17 protein-coding genes and 1 riboswitch are annotated in these 18,881 nt (G+C 71.4%); of the genes, 12 read left to right on the forward strand and 5 right to left on the reverse strand.

From position 1 onward, the window contains the following. Nucleotides 1-4: 4 nt before the first annotated feature. From hpnH to B072_RS48860, 6 genes are all read left to right on the forward strand, one after another. Entirely contained in the window at nucleotides 5-1,027 is a 1,023-nt protein-coding gene (gene hpnH / locus B072_RS0134140) for an adenosyl-hopene transferase HpnH (RefSeq protein ID WP_026246584.1), read from the forward strand. Nucleotides 1,028-1,034: 7 nt separating this feature from the next. Beyond that, entirely contained in the window at nucleotides 1,035-2,201 is a 1,167-nt protein-coding gene (ispG, locus tag B072_RS0134145) for a flavodoxin-dependent (E)-4-hydroxy-3-methylbut-2-enyl-diphosphate synthase (protein ID WP_043245329.1), read from the forward strand. 72 nt (nucleotides 2,202-2,273) lie between these two features. Next, nucleotides 2,274-4,163, forward strand: coding sequence for a 1-deoxy-D-xylulose-5-phosphate synthase (dxs, locus tag B072_RS0134150; protein ID WP_018534475.1), 1,890 nt, complete (start codon nucleotides 2,274-2,276; stop codon nucleotides 4,161-4,163). Beyond that, nucleotides 4,160-5,545 (forward strand): aspartate aminotransferase family protein, encoded by a 1,386-nt coding sequence (locus B072_RS0134155; RefSeq protein WP_018534476.1) that lies wholly within the window; start codon nucleotides 4,160-4,162, stop codon nucleotides 5,543-5,545. The genes dxs and B072_RS0134155 overlap by 4 nt, the downstream gene beginning before the upstream one ends. Nucleotides 5,546-5,632: 87 nt before the next feature. Further along, nucleotides 5,633-6,268, forward strand: a complete 636-nt coding sequence (locus B072_RS0134160) for a helix-turn-helix domain-containing protein (RefSeq protein WP_018534477.1) — start codon at nucleotides 5,633-5,635, stop codon at nucleotides 6,266-6,268. A 1-nt stretch (nucleotide 6,269) separates the two neighbouring features. Continuing rightward, nucleotides 6,270-6,416 (forward strand): DUF6126 family protein, encoded by a 147-nt coding sequence (locus B072_RS48860; protein WP_018534478.1) that lies wholly within the window; start codon nucleotides 6,270-6,272, stop codon nucleotides 6,414-6,416. Between the two features lie 191 nt (nucleotides 6,417-6,607). Here B072_RS48860 and B072_RS0134170 read toward each other — a convergent pair whose 3' ends face one another. Then, the gene (locus B072_RS0134170; RefSeq protein ID WP_018534479.1) at nucleotides 6,608-7,405 is read right to left on the reverse strand and encodes a tyrosine-protein phosphatase; all 798 of its coding nucleotides are present in this window, start codon (nucleotides 7,403-7,405) and stop codon (nucleotides 6,608-6,610) included. Between the two features lie 384 nt (nucleotides 7,406-7,789). Beyond that, nucleotides 7,790-7,955, forward strand: a riboswitch (cyclic di-AMP (ydaO/yuaA leader). A gap of 5 nt (nucleotides 7,956-7,960) precedes the next feature. Between B072_RS0134170 and B072_RS0134175 the strand changes: the two genes are divergently transcribed. The 3 genes from B072_RS0134175 to B072_RS0134185 all read left to right on the forward strand — a co-directional run bounded on the left by B072_RS0134175 (nucleotide 7,961) and on the right by B072_RS0134185 (nucleotide 10,621). Then, nucleotides 7,961-8,749: a M23 family metallopeptidase gene (locus B072_RS0134175; protein ID WP_018534480.1), complete on the forward strand. Its 789-nt coding sequence runs from the start codon at nucleotides 7,961-7,963 to the stop codon at nucleotides 8,747-8,749. Nucleotides 8,750-8,943: 194 nt separating this feature from the next. Further along, a complete protein-coding gene (locus B072_RS0134180; protein WP_018534481.1) occupies nucleotides 8,944-9,708 on the forward strand; it encodes a GDSL-type esterase/lipase family protein in 765 nt (254 codons plus the stop codon). A gap of 154 nt (nucleotides 9,709-9,862) precedes the next feature. After that, nucleotides 9,863-10,621 (forward strand): SIMPL domain-containing protein, encoded by a 759-nt coding sequence (locus B072_RS0134185; protein WP_018534482.1) that lies wholly within the window; start codon nucleotides 9,863-9,865, stop codon nucleotides 10,619-10,621. A gap of 83 nt (nucleotides 10,622-10,704) precedes the next feature. On the opposite strand, the gene B072_RS0134190 is transcribed toward B072_RS0134185, so the two are convergent. After that, the gene (locus tag B072_RS0134190; protein ID WP_043245256.1) at nucleotides 10,705-11,328 is read right to left on the reverse strand and encodes a TetR/AcrR family transcriptional regulator; all 624 of its coding nucleotides are present in this window, start codon (nucleotides 11,326-11,328) and stop codon (nucleotides 10,705-10,707) included. A 224-nt stretch (nucleotides 11,329-11,552) separates the two neighbouring features. Between B072_RS0134190 and B072_RS0134195 the strand changes: the two genes are divergently transcribed. Further along, on the forward strand, nucleotides 11,553-13,112 hold the full coding sequence (locus B072_RS0134195) for an APC family permease (RefSeq protein WP_018534484.1): 1,560 nt from the start codon (nucleotides 11,553-11,555) through the stop codon (nucleotides 13,110-13,112). Nucleotides 13,113-13,183: 71 nt separating this feature from the next. Further along, nucleotides 13,184-13,531: a hypothetical protein gene (locus tag B072_RS0134200; protein ID WP_234018979.1), complete on the forward strand. Its 348-nt coding sequence runs from the start codon at nucleotides 13,184-13,186 to the stop codon at nucleotides 13,529-13,531. 13 nt (nucleotides 13,532-13,544) lie between these two features. Here the strand turns inward: B072_RS0134200 and B072_RS0134205 are convergent, their stop codons facing one another. The 3 genes from B072_RS0134205 to B072_RS0134215 form a co-directional block, all read right to left on the reverse strand. Then, the gene (locus B072_RS0134205; RefSeq protein WP_018534486.1) at nucleotides 13,545-14,108 is read right to left on the reverse strand and encodes a Dps family protein; all 564 of its coding nucleotides are present in this window, start codon (nucleotides 14,106-14,108) and stop codon (nucleotides 13,545-13,547) included. A gap of 154 nt (nucleotides 14,109-14,262) precedes the next feature. Then, nucleotides 14,263-15,264: a helix-turn-helix domain-containing protein gene (locus B072_RS0134210; RefSeq protein ID WP_018534487.1), complete on the reverse strand. Its 1,002-nt coding sequence runs from the start codon at nucleotides 15,262-15,264 to the stop codon at nucleotides 14,263-14,265. Nucleotides 15,265-15,390: 126 nt separating this feature from the next. Next, entirely contained in the window at nucleotides 15,391-17,679 is a 2,289-nt protein-coding gene (locus B072_RS0134215; RefSeq protein WP_026246585.1) for an ATP-binding protein, read from the reverse strand. Nucleotides 17,680-17,920: 241 nt separating this feature from the next. Here B072_RS0134215 and B072_RS0134220 point away from each other — a divergent pair, with 241 nt between their 5' ends. Continuing rightward, nucleotides 17,921-18,877, forward strand: a complete 957-nt coding sequence (locus B072_RS0134220; protein ID WP_018534489.1) for an alpha/beta hydrolase — start codon at nucleotides 17,921-17,923, stop codon at nucleotides 18,875-18,877. The last annotated feature ends 4 nt before the right edge of the window (nucleotides 18,878-18,881 follow it).

The following is an 18,881-nucleotide window of genomic DNA, read 5'->3' on the forward strand; positions in this document are numbered from 1 at the left end:
CCAGATGGCTATGCCGCTTCGTCAGTCCATCAAGGTTGCGACGTATCTCGCTGAACAGAAGATCCGCAGGCGGGACAAGTTCCCGCTCATTGTCGAACTGGAACCGCTGTACGCCTGCAACCTGAAGTGCGAGGGCTGCGGAAAGATCCAGCACCCGGCCGGGGTGCTCAAGCAGCGCATGCCGGTCGCCCAGGCCGTCGGCGCCGTCCTCGAATCGGGCGCGCCGATGGTGTCCATCGCTGGCGGTGAGCCGCTGATGCACCCTCAGATCGATGAGATCGTGCGGCAGTTGGTGGCGAGGAAGAAGTACGTCTTCCTGTGCACCAACGCGATGCTGCTGCGCAAGAAGATGGACAAGTTCAAGCCGTCGCCGTTCTTCGCGTTCACCGTGCACATCGACGGCATGCGGGAGCGCCACGACGAGTCCGTCGCCAAGGAAGGCGTCTTCGACGAGGCGATCGAGGCGATCAAGGAGGCCAAGCGGCGCGGCTTCCGCGTCACGACGAACTCCACCTTCTTCAACACGGACACTCCGCAGAACATCATCGAGGTGCTCAACTACCTCAACGACGACATCAAGGTCGACGAGATGATGATCTCGCCGGCCTACGCCTACGAGAAGGCTCCCGACCAGGAGCACTTCCTCGGGGTCACGCAGACCCGCGAGCTGTTCAAGAAGGCCTTCGCGGGCGGCAACCGGCGACGCTGGCGGCTCAACCACTCGCCGCTGTTCCTCGACTTCCTCGAGGGCAAGGTCGACTTCCCGTGCACCGCGTGGGCGATCCCGAACTACTCGCTCTTCGGCTGGCAGAAGCCCTGCTACCTGATGAGCGACGGGTACGTGCCGTCCTACCGGCAGCTGATCGAGGACACCGACTGGGAGGCGTACGGCCGCGGCAAGGACCCGCGCTGTGCCAACTGCATGGCGCACTGCGGCTACGAGCCGACCGCTGTCCTCGCCACCATGGGATCGCTCAAGGAGTCGATCCGCGCCATGACCGAGACTGTCGCCGGGAACCGTGGGTGACACGGCCATGAATTCCGGAGAGCCCGTCTCACTGGGCCTCCCCGAGGTACCGGTCCGACCGATCGCCGAGCGGCGCGCCAGCCGCCGGATCATGGTCGGACCGGTGGCGGTGGGAGGCGGCGCGCCGGTGTCCGTGCAGTCGATGACGACGACACGGACCTCCGACATCGGGGCCACGCTGCAGCAGATCGCCGAACTGACCGCGTCCGGCTGTCAGATCGTGCGGGTGGCGTGCCCCACCCAGGACGACGCGGACGCGCTGGCGACCATCGCCCGCAAGTCGCAGATCCCCGTCATCGCGGACATCCACTTCCAGCCGAAGTACGTGTTCGCCGCGATCGACGCGGGGTGTGCGGCGGTCCGCGTGAATCCCGGCAACATCAAGAAGTTCGACGACCAGGTGAAGCAGATCGCGCGGGCCGCCTCCGACACCGGTACCCCGATCCGGATCGGGGTCAACGCCGGCTCGCTCGACAAGCGGCTGCTGCTCAAGTACGGGAAGGCGACCCCGGAGGCCCTCGTCGAGTCGGCGCTGTGGGAGGCGTCGCTCTTCGAGGAGCACGGGTTCCGCGACCTCAAGATCTCCGTCAAGCACAACGACCCCGTGGTGATGGTCAACGCGTACCGGCAGCTCGCGGCCGCCTGCGACTATCCGCTGCACCTGGGCGTGACGGAGGCGGGCCCCGCCTTCCAGGGGACCATCAAGTCGGCCGTCGCCTTCGGGGCGCTGCTCAGTGAGGGCATCGGCGACACCATCCGGGTCTCGCTGTCCGCGCCGCCCGCCGAGGAGTGCAAGGTCGGCATCCAGATCCTGGAGTCGCTGGGGCTCAGGCAGCGCAGGCTCGAGATCGTGTCCTGTCCGTCGTGCGGGCGGGCCCAGGTCGACGTGTACAAGCTCGCCGACGAGGTCACCGCCGGGCTCGACGGCATGGAGGTGCCGCTGCGGGTGGCCGTCATGGGCTGCGTGGTGAACGGCCCGGGGGAGGCGCGCGAGGCGGATCTCGGCGTCGCGTCCGGGAACGGCAAGGGGCAGATCTTCGTCAAGGGCGAGGTCGTCAAGACCGTGCCCGAGTCGAGGATCGTGGAGACCCTCATCGAGGAGGCGATGAAGATCGCCGAGCAGATGGAGAAGGACGGCGTCGCGTCGGGCGCGCCCGACGTCACCGTGAGCTGAGTACCGCGGGATCCGAGAGATCCGACGAACTGAGTTCTGCGTTCTGAGTTCGACCAGGAAGGGGGCTCGAGCGTGACGATTCTGGAAACCATCCGGGGGCCGCGCGATCTGAAGGCGCTGAGCGAGGAGGAACTCGATGAACTGGCCGTGGAGATCAGAGAGTTCCTGATTCACGCGGTGGCGAGGACCGGCGGCCATCTCGGACCGAACCTCGGCGTGGTGGAGCTGTCCATCGCGCTGCACCGGGTCTTCGAGTCGCCGGTCGACCGGCTGGTCTGGGACACCGGCCACCAGAGCTATGTGCACAAGCTTTTGACGGGTCGTCAGGACTTCAGCAAGCTGCGCGGCAAGGGCGGTCTGTCCGGCTATCCCTCGCGCGAGGAGTCCGAGCACGACATCGTCGAGAACAGCCACGCCTCGACCGCGCTCGGCTGGGCCGACGGGCTCGCCAAGGCGCGGCAGGTCCAGGGGGAGCGCGGTCACGTCGTCGCCGTCATCGGCGACGGGGCGCTGACCGGCGGCATGGCCTGGGAGGCACTGAACAACATCGCCGCCGCCAAGGACCGGCCGCTGATCATCGTCGTCAACGACAACGAACGGTCGTACGCGCCGACCATCGGCGGCCTCGCCAACCACCTGGCGACGCTGCGGACGACCGACAGCTACGAGCAGATCCTCGCCTGGGGCAAGGACGTGCTCCTGCGGACCCCCGTCATAGGGCACACCGTGTACGAGTCCCTGCACGGCGCCAAGAAGGGCTTCAAGGACGCGTTCGCCCCGCAGGGCATGTTCGAGGACCTCGGCCTGAAGTACGTAGGACCCATCGACGGGCACGACGTGGGGGCCATGGAGTCCGCGCTGCGCCGCGCCAAGCGTTTCCACGGGCCGGTGCTCGTGCACTGTCTGACGGAGAAGGGGCGTGGCTACGAGCCGGCGCTCGCGGACGAGGCCGACCGGTTCCACACCGTCGGCGTGATGGACCCGCTGACGTGCGAGCCGCTCGCACCCTCCAACGGGCCCTCCTGGACCTCCGTGTTCGGCGACGAGATCGCGGCGATCGGGCGCGAGCGGGAGGACGTCGTCGCCATCACCGCGGCCATGCTGCACCCGGTGGGGCTGACGAAGTTCGCGGCCGAGTTCCCGCACCGGGTGTGGGACGTGGGCATCGCCGAACAGCACGCCGCCGTCTCGGCGGCCGGGCTCGCCACCGGCGGGCTGCATCCGGTGGTCGCGGTGTACGCCACCTTCCTCAACCGGGCCTTCGACCAGCTCCTCATGGACGTGGCGCTGCACAAGTGCGGGGTCACCTTCGTGCTGGACCGGGCCGGTGTCACCGGCGTCGACGGCGCCTCGCACAACGGCATGTGGGACATGTCCGTGCTCCAGGTCGTGCCGGGGCTGCGGATCGCCGCGCCGCGCGACGCCGACCAGCTCCGCGCGCAGCTGCGGGAGGCCGTCGCCGTCGACGACGCGCCGACCATGCTGCGGTTCCCCAAGGAGTCCGTGGGCGCTCCGATCCCGGCCGTCGACCGGGTGGGCGGCATCGACGTGCTGCACCGGGCCGACGACGCGCGGGTGCTGCTCGTCTCGGTCGGCGTGATGGCCTCGGTGTGCCTGCAGACCGCCGAACTGCTCGCGGAGCGCGGCATCAACTGCACCGTCGTGGACCCGCGCTGGGTCAAGCCCGTGGACCCGGACCTCGCGCCCTTGGCCGCCGAGCACGAGCTCGTCGCCGTCGTCGAGGACAACAGCAAGGCCGCGGGCGTCGGTTCCGCCGTCGCGCTCGCGCTCGGCGAGGGCGAGGTCGACGTCCCCGTGCGGCGGTTCGGGATCCCGGAGCAGTTCCTGGCGCACGCCAAACGGGGCGAGGTGCTCGCCGACATCGGTCTGACACCGGTGGAGATCGCCGGGCGGATCGGAACCTCCCTCACACTGAAGTCCGGCAAGGAGAACGACGCATGACCAAGGAGTTCGACCTCGGCACGCTGCTCGCCGAACGCGGTGCCGAACGGTACGAGCTGCACGCCAAGTACCTCAACCACCAGCTCCCGAAGATGCTCCACACCATCGGCTTCGACAAGGTCTACGAGCGGGCCGAGGGCGCGCACTTCTGGGACGCGGACGGCAACGACTACCTGGACATGCTCGCCGGGTTCGGCGTCATGGGCCTCGGCCGCCACCACCCCGTCGTCCGCAAGGCCCTGCACGACGTCCTCGACGCCTCGCTCGCCGACCTCACCCGGTTCGACTGCCAGCCGCTGCCGGGACTGCTCGCCGAGAAGCTGCTCACGTTCAGCCCGCATCTGGACCGGGTGTTCTTCGCCAACAGCGGTACGGAGGCCGTGGAGACGGCGCTGAAGTTCGCCCGGTACGCGACCGGGAAACCGCGCGTCCTGTACTGCGCGCACGCCTTCCACGGGCTGACGACGGGGTCCCTGTCGGTCAACGGCGAGGACGGCTTCCGGGACGGCTTCGCCCCGCTGCTGCCCGACACCGCCGTCCCGCTCGGTGACCTCGACGCGCTGGCGAAGGAGCTGAAGAAGGGGGATGTCGCGGCCCTCATCGTCGAGCCGATCCAGGGCAAGGGCGTGCACGAGGCGCCGCCCGGTTATCTGCGGGCCGCGCAGGAACTCCTGCACCAGCACAAGGCGTTGCTGATCGCCGACGAGGTGCAGACCGGCCTCGGCCGGACCGGGGACTTCTACGCGTACCAGCACGAGGACGGGGTCGAGCCGGACCTGGTGTGCGTGGCGAAGGCGCTGTCGGGCGGCTATGTGCCGGTCGGCGCCACCCTCGGCAAGGACTGGATCTTCAAGAAGGTCTACTCGTCCATGGACCGGGTGCTCGTGCACTCGGCGAGCTTCGGCGCCAACGCGCAGGCCATGGCCGCGGGTCTCGCCGTGCTGTCCGTCATGGAGGACGAGGAGACCGTCGCGAACGCGCGCGCCATGGGCGAGCTGCTGAAGTCCCGGCTCGCCGCGCTCATCGACCGCTACGAGCTGCTGAGCGACGTGCGCGGGCGCGGGCTGATGATCGGGATCGAGTTCGGCAGGCCCAAGTCCCTGAAGCTGCGCAGCCGTTGGACGATGCTGCAGGCGGCGCGGAAGGGACTGTTCGCGCAGATGGTCGTGGTGCCGCTGCTGCAGAAGCACCGGATCCTGACGCAGGTCTCGGGCGACCATCTCGAGGTCATCAAGCTGATCCCGCCGCTCGTCGTGGACGAGGGGGACGTCGACCGGTTCGTGGAGGCCTTCACCGCCGTGATGGACGACGCGCACGGCGGGGGTGGCCTGATGTGGGACTTCGGGAAGACACTGGTGAAGCAGGCGGTCGCCAACCGCTGACCGACCGCAGGCTCCGAGGCCTCCGCGATCTTTGCCTCTGAGGCAAGAAAGTTGCCCCTCGGGCAGGGCTCTGGCTGAATCGACGGTATGAGCCCTGCCCTCCCGGACGAGCCGGAGGAGGCCCCGGCACCGCCGGACCTGCCTGCCGTCGCGCCCCAGCTGCGTGCCCTGCGCCGCCGCGCCGCCCTCACTCTCGAGGTCGCGGCGCGTGCGGCCGGCCTCTCGCCGGCCCATCTCTCCCGGCTCGAGACCGGGCAGCGCCAGCCCTCGCTGCCGATGCTGCTCGCGCTCGCCCGCATCTACGGTACGACGGTCTCCGAGCTGCTCGGCGAGACCCCCGCCGACCGTGACTCCGTCGTGCGCGCCGGGTCGATGGAACCGACCGAGGCGGGCGGCTGGACGTACGTCCAGGCCGGCGCCGCGGGCCGCGGGATGCAGGCCCTGCGCCTGCACGTCCCGTACGGGGCACAGGGCGACATGGTCCGCGTGCATCCCGGTGAGGAGTGGCTCTACGTCCTCGAAGGGCGGCTCCGGCTGCGTCTCGGGGACACGTCCTACCGGCTGGGACCGGGGGACAGCGCCCACTTCGACTCGCTCACCCCGCACCGCCTCGCGGCCGCCGACCCCGGCGGGGTCGAGCTGCTCTTCGTCCACACCTTGCTGCAGAGCCCGACCGCCGCGCTGTGCATCGGCCCGGCGGCGGGCCCCATCCGGGAGGCCTGACATGAGTGACGCACAGCGGCCGGGCGGCCGCGACATCGAGGACAAGCTGCCCCGCGGGATCTGGGTGCGCGTGCTCATCTACGTCTTCGTAGGACACGCCTTCGCGGCGTTCGTGTACCTGCTCTTCACCCTGGGCGGCGGCCGTTAGGGGTTGTCCTCCCACTCCCGCCTGCCCCGCGACGCCTGGCACGCGCTCTCGCCGCACCGGGCACAAGGCCAAGTACGTCGGGTCCCTCGTGGGTGTCGTGCGCCCGGCACGCCGGGAGCACGCTTCCCCTTGACGCCGCGGGGCCGCCCTCCGGGCGGCGACGGGAGTGTGAAGACGGGCCCTGGGAGTGGTCAGTCGAGGAGGCGCTCGCGCAGCCGGTCGCGGTCGGCCGCGCCGAGCTTCAGGCCCTCTTCGAGGTAGCGGTCGGTGCTGCCCCAGGTCTGCTCGATGGTGTCGAAGGCCGCGTGCAGGTACTCGGCGCGGGCGTCGAAGAGCGGGCTGAGCAGCTCCATGACCTCGGGGGAGTAGGCGTCGGCCGAGCTGCCCGCGCGCCGGACCCGGTACCGGCGGTGCTTCTCGTTCGACTTCAGGTAGTCCGCCTCGATGGCGTCGCGCTCCACGCCGACGGCGAGGAGCGTCACCGCGATCGACAGGCCCGCGCGGTCCTTGCCGGCCGCGCAGTGCATGAGGGCGGGGACGCTGTCCTCGGCCATCGAGTGCAGCACGCGGCTGTGCTCGTCGGTGCGCCCGCTGATGATGGTGCGGTACGAGCCGATCATGCGGTCGGCGCCACGACCCTCGGAGAGCAGGGAGCGCAGCTGCTGCATGTCGCCGTCGCGGACCATCTTCCAGAACTCGGCGCCCTCGGCCGGGTCGGACAGCGGCAGGTTCACATTGCGCACGCCCGGCAGCGCGACGTCGGCGCCCTCCAGCTTCTGGTCCGCGGCGTTGCGGAAGTCGAAGACCGTGTGCAGGCCGAGCGTGGCGAGGAACGCGGCGTCCTCGGCGGTGGCGTGCGCGAGGTGACCGCTGCGGAAGAGCACGCCCTGCTTGACGCGCCGGCCGTCCACGGTCGGAAGGCCGCCCACATCACGGAAGTTGCGCACTCCGGTCAGTTCGGGCTCGGTGGACGGGACGTGCTGCGTCACGGGGGCTCCTCCCGGTCGGTGCGCCGGCGTTGCTCGCCGGTGGGCCTGCCCCCTGACGATACGACATCGATTCCCTGAGCAACCATCTGTCTGATTTGCACCTTTCTGTCTCAACTGTCGGCATGTGAGCGGAGATTACGGACGTATGCGTGAGCGGGCTCATACAGGTGACGGTGCGTGGTCGTTTCCCGGAATGGCGGACGGCAGAATTCCCCAAGGTATGGCGCCGGCAAAGCGTGACGATCGACAGAGGGTCACACAGAAAATTCTCAGCCGGTCAAAAAGAGGCCCTGGAAACGAATTCGGTATTTGTCGCGGCCATTCCCGCTGTTCTACGGTCACCCATCACACCGGACGGAACGCCTAGTCCTGCCGCCGCCCGGAATCCGTGCAACGACCCGTGACGGCAGGAGCGGGGGACCCACAGGCAGTACGCCGCCCCGGGATCTCCCGGAGCGGCTCGGGGTGCAGCCGGACGCCTTCTCGCGGCCCGGCCGGACATCTCCAGTCCGAACCCGACAGCTCACCTCGTAGGCGACGGAGAGGAAACGCGTCATGCCCGCAAAGGGAAAGCACCGCCGTCCGAAGACCCAGCGCGCCGCCCGCGCGGCCGCCCTCACCACCGTCGGCGGCGCCGCGCTCGCGCTGCCGCTCATGGGCGCCACCGGCGCACAGGCCGCCACCGCGGACTCCGTGGCCAACGCCACGGCCGCCGCCACCACGACGTACACCGTCAAGACGGGGGACACCCTGTCGAAGATCGCCAAGAGCCAGGACGTCGACGGCGGCTGGCAGCAGCTCTACAAGGCGAACAAGTCGGCCATCGGCTCCGACGCCGGCTTCATCAAGCCGGGCACCAAGCTCGCGATCGGCGGCTCCGCCGACGGCGCGAGCAAGGCGTCGACCACCGCCACCCCGGCGAGCACCTCGTCCAGCGGCTCCGGCTACGTGAAGCCCGTCGTCGGCTCGATCGGCACGCAGTACCACTCGTCCGGCTCCATGTGGTCCAGTGGCTCGCACACCGGTACCGACTTCATCGTGTCCACCGGCACCTCGGTCAAGGCGGTCACCAACGGCACCGTCGTCTCCGCCGGCAACGACGGCGCGTACGGCAACGAGGTCGTCATCAAGAACGCCGACGGCTACTACTCCCAGTACGCCCACCTGTCCTCGATCGGCGTCTCCGCGGGCCAGACGGTCACCGCGGGCCAGCAGATCGCGCTCTCCGGCGCCACCGGCAACGTGACCGGACCGCACCTGCACTTCGAGATCCGGACGACCGCGAGCTACGGCTCGGACGTCGACCCGGTCGCGTACCTGCAGAGCAAGGGCGTCACCGTCTGACCCGCTCCACCCGCCCGTTCCGCTCGGCGCCCGGCTTATTCCCCGGGCGCCGAGTTGGGTATCTCACGTCTCGTCAACCCCTGGTTACGGTGGCGTAGGTCACGAGCATGGGTGAAAGATGTGTGGTCGTGGCACATGAATCGAGAGCACTCACGGACGCACTGGCCAGCCGCACGATTCGGTCCTACGCCGCGGTGGGGGACAGCTTCACCGAGGGCGTCGGGGACCCCGGCCCCGACGGGACCTTCGTCGGCTGGGCCGACCGGCTCGCCGTCCTGCTGGACGACCGCGCCCCTGAGGACACCTTCCAGTACGCGAACCTCGCCGTGCGCGGCAAGCTCCTCGACCAGATCGTCGAGGACCAGATCCCGCGGGCCGTCGAGCTCGCCCCCGATCTGGTGACCTTCGTCGCGGGCGGCAACGACATCATCCGGCCCGGCACCGACCCGGACGACGTGGCCGAACGCTTCGAGAAGGCCGTCGCCGCGCTCGCCGGGGCCGCCGGCACCGTTCTGCTGGCCACCGGCTTCGACACCCGCGACGTGGCCGTGCTCAAGCACCTGCGCGGCAAGATCGCCACGTACAACATGCACATCCGGGCCATCGCCGACCGGTACGGGTGCCCGGTGCTCGACCTGTGGTCCCTCAGGTCGATCCAGGACCGCAGGGCCTGGGACGGCGACCGGCTGCACCTCGCCGCCGAGGGGCACACCCGGGTCGCGCTGCGCGCCGCTCAGGCCCTCGGTATCGAGGTGCCCGCCGACCCGGAGCAGGCCTGGCCGCTGCTGCCGCCGCGCGGCACGTTCGAGGTGCGGCGCGACGACATCCACTGGGCGCGGGAGTTCCTGGTGCCGTGGATCGGGCGCAGGCTGCGCGGCGAGTCCTCCGGCGACCGGGTGCAGGCGAAGGGGTTCCTCGACCCGCACGAGATCAAGTTGCAGCTGGAGTCCGCCTCTTGAACGCCCGCGCGCACGGATCCCCCGCACTCGTAGGGGGCCGGGCGGTGCGCCGGTGAGGTGACCGGGCGGAGTGGCGTGGTCCGGCGCGCCGGGCCCGGGTGCTGGGATGTCGGCGGCCCGCCGTCCGGCGGGTCCGACCGGAAGGACCCGTCCCATGCCCGTACGCACCCGCCACTGCGCGGCCGTCGCCGCCGCGCTGCTCGCCGTCGGAATGGCGGCGCTGCCCGCCGTCGCCGCCCCCGACACGCCGAGCGCGGCGACGGCTCCCCGGGCGTCGCAGGCGACGACCCTGACCGTCACCGGCGAGGGCACGGCCAGCGCCGCGCCCGACCTGGCGATCGTCACCGCGGGCGTGGAGGTCACCCGGGCGACCGCCGAGGAAGCCCTTGCCGCGCAGAGCGAGGCGGCGAACGCGCTGCTCGCCGCCGCCCGGGAGGAGGGTGTCGCCGACAAGGACGTCCGCACGGAGAGCCTCTTCCTGTCCGCCGTCCACGCGAACGCCGACCAGCCGGGCGAGGCCCCGAAGGTCACGGGCTACCAGGCCGCGCAGACGTTCTCCGTGAAGGTCCGTGACCTGAAGCGGACCGGTGCCGTCATCCAGGCCATGACCGATGCCGCCGGGGACGCCGCACGCATCCACTCGATCGTCTTCGACGTCGCCGACCTCGGTGCGCTGCGCTCCGAGGCACGCGCCGCCGCGCACGACGACGCCCACCGGAAGGCCGTCCAGTACGCCGAGTTGAGCGGCCGGAAGCTGGGCCGCCTGGTCTCGCTGGAGGAGACCGGGGCGGGCCGTCGCCGGCCCGTCGCGATGTCGATGGAGTCCTTCGGCGACGCGGCCGGGAAGGTGCCGGTGGCGCCGGGTGAGATCGATGACTCGGTGAGCGTGACGGCGGTGTACGAGCTGCGGTGACGTTCCGCTGAGAGGGACGCTCGGGTGGCGGCGCGGTGGCCGACCGCCGTCTCCCAGGATCCTCGCCGTGCTCCGCCCTTGTTCTAGCGTCCCTGCTGGGACGTCAACTCGGCCCGTTCCAGACCCAGTTCGCGTGCGAGCGCCTCGTCGACCCACTCCTGCGTACGGGCCCGCGACACCGCGCCCTCGTACGTCGTCATCTGGACGGCGAGGCCGTCGAGGAGAGCGGTCAGGCGCAACGCTGTCGCCTCCGGGTCGGGGCAGCTGAAGTCGCCCGCGGCCACGCCCTCCGCGATCACCTCGGCGATGGCCGCCTTCCACTGCTTGTCGAGGTCGCGGGTGACGTCCCGCAGCGCGGGCTCGCGCAGCGACGCGGCCCAGCCCTCGATCCACAGCCGCCAGCCCTTGGCCTGGCCCGTCGGCGCGTACCAGCGCACCGCGGCGCGCAGCCGCTTGAGTGCCGTGGTGCGCCGGCCCAGCAGTTTGCGCAGGTGGGCCAGGTCGTCCTCGGCGGCGTAGGTGAACGCGGCCGCGACGAGCTTCTCCTTCGTCGAGAAGTGGTACAGCACCAGGGCGTTGCTCACCCCGAGCGAGGACGCCACGTCGGCGATGCGCACGGCGGCCACCCCGCGCGCCTCGATCTGCTCGATGGCGGCGCGCAGCAGTTCTTCGCGTCGCTCGGCCACGCTCAACCGGACTCTGGTCACCGGCTCACCCTAGTTGTTCGCGCGGGCGGGTCCCAGCAGGGCGGTTCCGGGTGCCGCTTCGTGCAGGACCCTTGACACGCCTTCGAGGCCCGCGACTACAGTCCCGTAACTCCGCTACTGACTGGCCATTCAGTCAATAGGTCACGTCTGCGCGGAGCGGCTCGTCCCCGCCGGAACAGTGCTGTCTTCGCTCGTCGCTCATCGCGAACTGCCAGGAGCATCCCGTGACCCAAGCGCCATCCGTCCCCCCGACCCCGCCGCCCGCGACGGACGCCCCCGACCTCTCCGAGGGGTGGGGCGAGCAGCGCTCGCGGCTGCGCAAGGATCTGCGCCGGCTCGACGTGCTCTTCTTCCTCATCTGCACGCTCGTCGGCCTCGACACCATCGGCTCGGTCGCCGCGCAGGGGCCCGAGGGGCTGACCTGGATGGCGATCCTGGCTCTCGCGTTCTTCCTGCCGTACGGGCTGCTCGTCGCCGAACTCGGCTCGGCGTTCCCCGTGCAGGGCGGGCCGTACGTCTGGACGCGCCTCGCCTTCGGCCGGCTCGTCGCCGGGGTGAACCAGCTCCTGTACTGGATATCCAACCCCGTCTGGGTGGGCGGCAGCCTGTGCATCATCGCGCTGACCACCTGGGAGGAGTTCTTCACGCCGCTGCCGGGCGCCTGGAAGTACGTCGGCGGTCTCGCCTTCATCTGGGGCGGCGCGCTCGCCGTCGTGCAGTCCGTGCGCATCGGCAAGTGGGTGCCCATCGCGGGCGCCGTCGCGCGCATCGTGCTCCTCGGCTTCTTCCTCGTCTCCGTGATCGTGTACGCGGCGCAGCACGGGGTGCACGCGCTGCCCGCGGGGGAGTTCACCCCCACGTACGCCGGATTCGTCGCGCTCGTGCCGGTGCTCATCTTCAACTACGTCGGCTTCGAACTGCCCAGCTCGGCCGCCGAGGAGATGGCGAACCCGCGCCGCGACATCCCCCTGTCGATCCTGCGGTCCGGACTCGCCGCGGTGCTGCTGTACGGCGGCCCCATCCTCGGCATCCTCTTCGTCCTGCCGAGCCAGGAGATCGGCAGCCTCGGCGGGTTCATCGACGCCTGCAAGGCCGTCTTCACGGTCTACGGAGGGTCGATCGCCGCCGACGGCACGGTCACCCTGACCGGACTCGGCTCGGTGTTCGGCGGGGTCGCCGCGGCCGGGCTCGTCATCGGCCTGCTCACCTCCGGCGTCACCTGGGCGATGGGCGCCCACCGGGCGCAGGCCGTGGCGTGCGCGGACGGGGCGGGGCCCGCCTGGCTCGGGCACATCTCGGAGAAGCACGGCACGCCGGTGCGGGTCAATCTGCTGTCGGCGGTGATCGGTTCGATCCTGTTCGTGGTCGCGCTCAACCTCAGCGGCGGCGACGGCGAGAAGTACTTCGCCGCCGGGCTCGGCCTGACGATCTGCACCACCTTCATCTCGTACGTCATCACGTTCCCGAGCCTTGCCGTGCTGCGCCGCAAGTACCCCGACCAGCCGCGCCCCTACGCCGTCCCCGGAGGGCGCGTCGGCGCGTGGGTCGTGAGCCTGCTGGCCACCGGGTTCGTCGCGTTCACGGTGATCGTGCTGATCTGGCCGGGCTTCGGCGTGGGCTGGTTCGGCACGGCGGGCGACGCGGCGGACTCGCTGCCCGCGTCGTTCGCGGGCGAGCGGCTGCAGTACACGCTCAGCCAGGTGCTGCCGCTCCTGCTGTTCGTCGCGATCGGGCTCGTCTTCTACGCGGTGGGGGCGCGGGGACGGCGACGGTCCGGGCGGTGAAATGCACGGCCGTGTCCCTGTGCGGGTGTGCGGTACTGAGCCGGTGTTTCGGGGCGCGCGACCGTCAAGGGGTGGCTGACACGGAAGACGTACACAGGGATGAGGCGCGCGCGATGCTGCTCGCGCGGGTGGTGCAGACGTGCTCCGGACACCCGTCCCAGTGGGACGCCTGGACGGCGGACGGCCAGTACCTGTACCTCCGGTACCGGCACGGCGAGGGCTGCGTCGAGCGGCATCCCGGCCCCTACACCGACACTCAGGAGACCTGGGACGACGGTCTTTCGGCGCTCGTGGTCGAGTGGGACGACGGCACCGAGCGCGGGGTGATCAGCCTGGAGGACTTCCTCACCGCCTCCGGGAGGCCGGCACTCGCGCCGGGCGCGTCGGTGAGCGTCGGCACCGGCCTGGGCGGCCGGTGACGCGACGTCGCGCTCAGCCGCCGACCAGCGGGGTGTCGACCAGGTGTTCCGCGAGGAACCAGGCCTGCAGTTCGCCGGTGCGCACGACCTGGGAGACCAGCAGGTCGTTGGTGCCGTCGTCACCCAGCGCGGCGACCTTCCCGGCGCTCTCGCGGCTCTCCACGAGGATCGTCTCGTGGGCGTTGAGCAGCCGGGACAGCATCGCGGGAACCGGCTCCACCCCGTCCGGCGGGCGGGGGACCGAGGTCAGCTCGGCGACGTGGCGCGGGTCGCCGACGGCCACGCCGCCCAGCGTCTGAACGCGTTCCGCGAGGGCGTCGACGATCTCCAACTGCGCCCCCGCGTGCTTGTCGAGGAGCAGGTGGAGCTGGAAGAACGTCGGGCCGCGCATGATCCAGTGGTGCTTCTTGTAGAGGCCGTACAGGATCTGCGTATCCGCCAGGATCTTGTTGAGGCGCTCGCAGGCGTACGTCCGCGCCTCGTCGGACAGGCCGAGCGGGTGGCCCTTGACGGTGCCGAACTCCTGGATCACCGCCTTCTGTTGCGAGTCCGGCGTCGTCTTCGCGGGGGTGGTCATCGGGTGCCTCCGGTGGTCGTGGCGCTGTCGTGGAGGAGTGACGTTAGGCGCGGGCCGGGGCGGCGTGTTGTCTGTCGGCGCACGCGGGTGTGCCCGTGAGTGTCCGTTGTGGCCGGTGGGCCCGGGGTGCTCGGCGGTGCCTCGGCGCCTGTGTTCACACGCCCGCGACGTCGTCCACGGCGTCGCTGAACGCCGCCGCCTTCAACGTCCGCCACTCGCGCGGGGAATGCCCGTACACCCCGCGGAACGACCGGCTGAAATGCGCGGAACTGACGAACCCCCACCGATGTGCCACCGCCGCCACGCCGGGTCCGGCGGCGCCGCCGCGCAGCAACTCCCTTGCGCACCGGGCCAGTCGGCGCCGCTGGATGTACCGGCCGACGGTGATGCCCTCCTTCTCGAAGAGGCGGTGCAGATAGCGCACGGAGATGTGATGGGCGGCCGCGACCGTGTCCGGGGAGAGTCCCGGATCGGCCAGATGCCGGTCGATGTGGTCCCGGACTCGCCGCACCAGGTCGTCCCGCGCGTCGTCCCCGGGCCGCGGGTGCTCGGCGACCAGCGTGCCGAACAGGTCCACGACCCCCGCCGCCAGCCGGTCGGCGACCGCGGGCGGGCAGGACGGCGCCGACGCCACCAGCGTGGCCAGGAACGGCATGAGGATCGCACCGACCCCTGCGTCGGTGCCCACCGCGGTACCCGAGATCCGGCGCAGGTCGTCGTCGGACAGATCGAGGGCGTGCCGCGGCAGCAGGACGACCCGGCACGCGAACGGTTCCGGGAAGTCCAGGGTGTACGGCCGCGTCGTGTCGTGGACCAGGAGGCCGCCCGCCTCCACGGTGACGGCGCGGCCGTCCTGCCGCAGCTCGGCCCGCCCGGAGATCTGCACGTGCGCAGCGACGAACGGCCGCGGCGAGCGCGCGATGTCCGCCCGCGTACGGGTCAGGCGCTGGGCGTCGGCCTCGACGGTGCACAGACGCAGCGGCCCGAGGCGGTCGGCGACGACCCGGCCCGACACCACTGCGGCCGTGTCCGCCCCGGGCTCTCCGGCCCCGTACGGCGTCACCCGCATCGGTACCAGGGCGCGGCCGACGATGTCGGCCCAGCGGGCGAGCCGCTCCCCGGCCGGTGTGGCGTCAGTGCTCAGCAACAGGCTCAACCAGGCTCTCCTCTCCACCCGGGGTCACGTGGATCCGTGGTCACCCGGTCCCACCAGTCAAGCGGCGCGGGACGCCGGACTCCAGGCACAAAGGAGGCAGAAACAAGGAGGCAGAAACCGGGCGGCTCAGTCGATGCCCGGAGCGGTGCTCCGGCCGGTGCCCTCCCCCTGCGTCAACCGCTCGCGCGCGCGGGCCACGGAGTCCGGGTTCGCGTCGGGGCCGAGCGCCGCGCAGCGCTCCAGTGTGCGTCGTGCCCGCTCCGGCCGGTCCGCGGCCAGCAGGGCGTCGGCGAGCAGCAACAGATTGCGGCCTTCGAGGCCGATGTTGTCCGAGGACCGGCACAGCGCGACGGCCGCCTCCAGATGCTCGACCGCCTGTGTCCAGCGGCCGAGCCGGCCCAGGCACTGACCGATTCCGGCGAGCAGACCGAGCCGGGTGATGGTGGCGCTGTGCGGCTCCACCTCGTCGATCTTCTCGTCCAGGAACGCGACGACCTCCTCGAAGGCCGCCAGCGCTTCCTCGTCCCGCTTCTCGGCCTCCAGGATCAGCGCCCGCCCGTGCAGGACCTGCAACAGGCCGAGGACGTCGCCCGCAGCCCGGAACATCTCCGCCGCCCGGTCCGCCTCCTCGAACGCCGCGTCGGGCTCGTGCAGGATGCGATGCGCCCAGGACGCGTACTGATGGGCCCACGCCTGCTGCACCGGATCGCCCGCCCGTCGCGCGGCCGCCAGCGCGGCGGCGGACAGGGGCAGGCTGTCGCGCGGCCTGCCCTCGCACAACGTGACCGCCCACGCGTGGTAGTTGAGCTGCGTCGCCTCGACGAGCGGATCGCCGAGGGCCCGCGCGCTGCGCGCGGCGGTGCCGAAGACCTCCGGCCAGTGCCCCCAGAAGACCCACTGGTCGGAGAACCAGTGCAGCGCCTCCGCCACCTCCACCACCGTGGAGTGGTCACCGTCGCGCGCGGCGGCCCGCAGCGCGGCCAGCCAGTTGGCACCCTCGGCCCGCAGCCACCGGCGGGCCCGCTCGGCGCTGGACAGGTCGACGGTGCCCCGCCAAGAGGAGGGCGGGGCGCCGTGGTCGGGCTCGTACCAGCGGCCCGCGACCACCGCGGTCTCCAGGAGCCAGCGGTGCAGCGCCTTCCGGGACGCCTCGGCGGCCGGCCCGAACTCCTCGGCCGTGAGCCGCGCCCGGGCGTACAGGCGCAGCAGGTCGTGCAGCCGGTAGCGGTCCGCGTGCGAGCCGAGCAGCCCGGCCTCGACCAGCTCCTCCAGGGTGTCCTCGGCGTCGAACAGCTCCTGACCGGTGAGCTGCGCCGCCAGCGCGGCGCTCGCGTCGGGGCCCGGGACCAGCGCGAGGCGCCGGAACATCCGGGCTGCCGTCGCCGTCAGCTGCCGGTACGACAGATCGAAGGCGCCGCTCACCCGCACGTCCCCCGCGGCCAGCGCGTCGAGCCTGCGCTCCGCGTGCCCGAGCCGGTCGGCGAGCCTGCGGACCGTCCAACCGGTGCGGGTGGCCAGCCAGTTGCCCGCGATGCGCAGGGCGAGCGCCAGGTGACCGCAGCGCCGGGCGACGTCCGCGAGGGCCTCCGGTTCCGCCGTCGCGCGCTCCTTGCCGATCAGCAGGGTGAGGAACTCCGCGGCCTCGTCGGGGCTCAGCTCGCCGAGCGGGAGCCGGTGCACCGCGTCGAGGCCGGTCAGCATGCGCCGGCTCGTGACGATCACCATGGCGGGGCCCGAACCCGGCAGCAGCGGCCGCACCTGTGCCTCGTCGCGCGCGTTGTCCAGGACCAGCAGACAGCGCCGCTCGGCGAGGATCCGCCGGTACAGCTCGGGGCGGCCGCCGGCCCCCGCCTTGGCGAGTTCCTTGTCCGGCACGCCGAGGGCCTTGAGCACGGCGACCATCAACTCGGCGGTGGGCGGCGGCCGCTCGTCCGTACCGCACAGGTCGATCATGAGCTGGCCGTGCGGGAAGTCCCCGGCGAGCTGCCGCGACGCGTGCAGCGCGAGGGTCGTCTTGCCCGCGCCGGGGGCACCGGACACCGCGACGACGACCGCCTGACCGGTCGCCGTGCGGTCCGCGGCCGCCAGCTGCGCGAGCTGCCGGAGCTCAAGCTCCCGGCCCACGAAGTCGTCGACCCCGCGCGGGAACGCGTGCACGCCCGCCGGGCTGTAGCCCGTGGCGCGGCCGGACCGGGCCGATGCGAGCAGCCGCTCCCGCTCGGCCTCGGCGAGGCCCAGTCCGTTCGCGAGCGCGGCGACGGTCCGTCGCTGCGGCGCCGCCCGCCGTCCCCGTTCGAGGTCCCCGATGCCGCGCACGCTCATCCCGGACGCCTCGGCGAGCCCTTCGATGGTCAGTGACCTGGCCACCCGAAGATCCCGCAACAAAACTCCGAACGACGTTCGATCCTCTGACACACCCGCCCCCTTGCGTGATCAACTCCTGGATTCTAGGACGTGCGGGGCACTTGCGGGCATCCGCAGTGTTAACGGTCGGCGCCAGGCCAATCCGGTCAGGTGGCGCCGGACGTGCACGGTCGGGACAGTTCCGGTGCGCTCGCGGTCAACTGCCCCGCGCGAAACGGGCCTAGCGTCCTGAAGCACGGTCCGCGATCCACGCAGGACCGGCCCACCTTCCCGAACACCCTGGAGCACGCACATGTCCGTCGAGCCGGTACTCGAACCCGCCGCGGCCGCCTTCGCCGACGCCACCGCCAATCCGCCCTACCTCTTCCAGCTGCACCCCGAGGAGGGTCGCAAGGCCGTCGACGACGTGCAGTCGGGTCCGGTCGAACTGCCCGAGGTCGACGAGGAGTGGATCACGGTCGAAGGCGGCCCCACCGGCACCGTCCGCGCCCGCATCGTCCGCCCCGCCGGGGCCGAGGGCGTCCTGCCCGTCGTGCTCTACATCCACGGCGCCGGCTGGGTCTTCGGCAACGCCCACACCCACGACCGCTTGGTCCGTGAGCTCGCCGTCGGCGCGGGCGCGGCGGTCGTCTTCCCGGAGTACGACCTGTCGCCCGAGGCCCGCTACCCGGTCGCCATCGAGCAGAACTTCACCGTCGCCCGCTGGATCGTGGACCAGGGCGCGACCAAGGCGCTCGACGGGGACCGCCTCGCCGTCGCCGGTGACTCGGTGGGCGGCAACATGGCCGCCGCCCTCACCCTCATGGCCAAGCAGCGCGGCGGCGTCCCGCTGCACCAGCAGGTCCTCTTCTACCCGGTCACCGACGCGGCCTTCGACACCGCTTCCTACGAGCAGTTCGCCACCGGCTACTTCCTGCGCCGCGACGGCATGCAGTGGTTCTGGGACCAGTACACGACCGACGAGGCCGAACGCGCCCAGATCACCGCGTCCCCGCTGCGCGCCACCACCGAGCAGCTCACCGGCCTGCCCCCGGCCCTCGTCATCACCGGCGAGGCCGACGTCCTGCGCGACGAGGGCGAGGCGTACGCGAACAAGCTGCGCGCCGCCGGCGTCCCCGTCACCGCCGTCCGCTTCCAGGGGATCATCCACGACTTCGTGATGCTCAACGCCCTGCGCGAGACGTACGCCGCCGAGGCCGCGATCGCGCTGGCGATCAGCACCCTGCGCTCCGCCCTGCACACCGCCTGACACC

It is taken from the genome of Streptomyces sp. HmicA12, assembly GCF_000373565.1.
Taxonomy (GTDB): Bacteria; Actinomycetota; Actinomycetes; order Streptomycetales; family Streptomycetaceae; genus Streptomyces.

What these genes read in the sequence shown, in the direction of transcription:
- hpnH (WP_026246584.1), top strand. Translation starts at nt 5, where the DNA reads ATGGCTATGCCGCTTCGTCAGTCCATCAAGGTTGCGACGTATCTCGCT.
- ispG (WP_043245329.1), top strand. Translation starts at nt 1,035, where the DNA reads ATGAATTCCGGAGAGCCCGTCTCACTGGGCCTCCCCGAGGTACCGGTC.
- B072_RS0134155 (WP_018534476.1), top strand. Translation starts at nt 4,160, where the DNA reads ATGACCAAGGAGTTCGACCTCGGCACGCTGCTCGCCGAACGCGGTGCC.
- B072_RS0134160 (WP_018534477.1), top strand. Translation starts at nt 5,633, where the DNA reads ATGAGCCCTGCCCTCCCGGACGAGCCGGAGGAGGCCCCGGCACCGCCG.
- B072_RS48860 (WP_018534478.1), top strand. Translation starts at nt 6,270, where the DNA reads ATGAGTGACGCACAGCGGCCGGGCGGCCGCGACATCGAGGACAAGCTG.
- B072_RS0134175 (WP_018534480.1), top strand. Translation starts at nt 7,961, where the DNA reads ATGCCCGCAAAGGGAAAGCACCGCCGTCCGAAGACCCAGCGCGCCGCC.
- B072_RS0134185 (WP_018534482.1), top strand. Translation starts at nt 9,863, where the DNA reads ATGCCCGTACGCACCCGCCACTGCGCGGCCGTCGCCGCCGCGCTGCTC.
- B072_RS0134205 (WP_018534486.1), bottom strand. Translation starts at nt 14,108, where the DNA reads ATGACCACCCCCGCGAAGACGACGCCGGACTCGCAACAGAAGGCGGTG.
- B072_RS0134220 (WP_018534489.1), top strand. Translation starts at nt 17,921, where the DNA reads ATGTCCGTCGAGCCGGTACTCGAACCCGCCGCGGCCGCCTTCGCCGAC.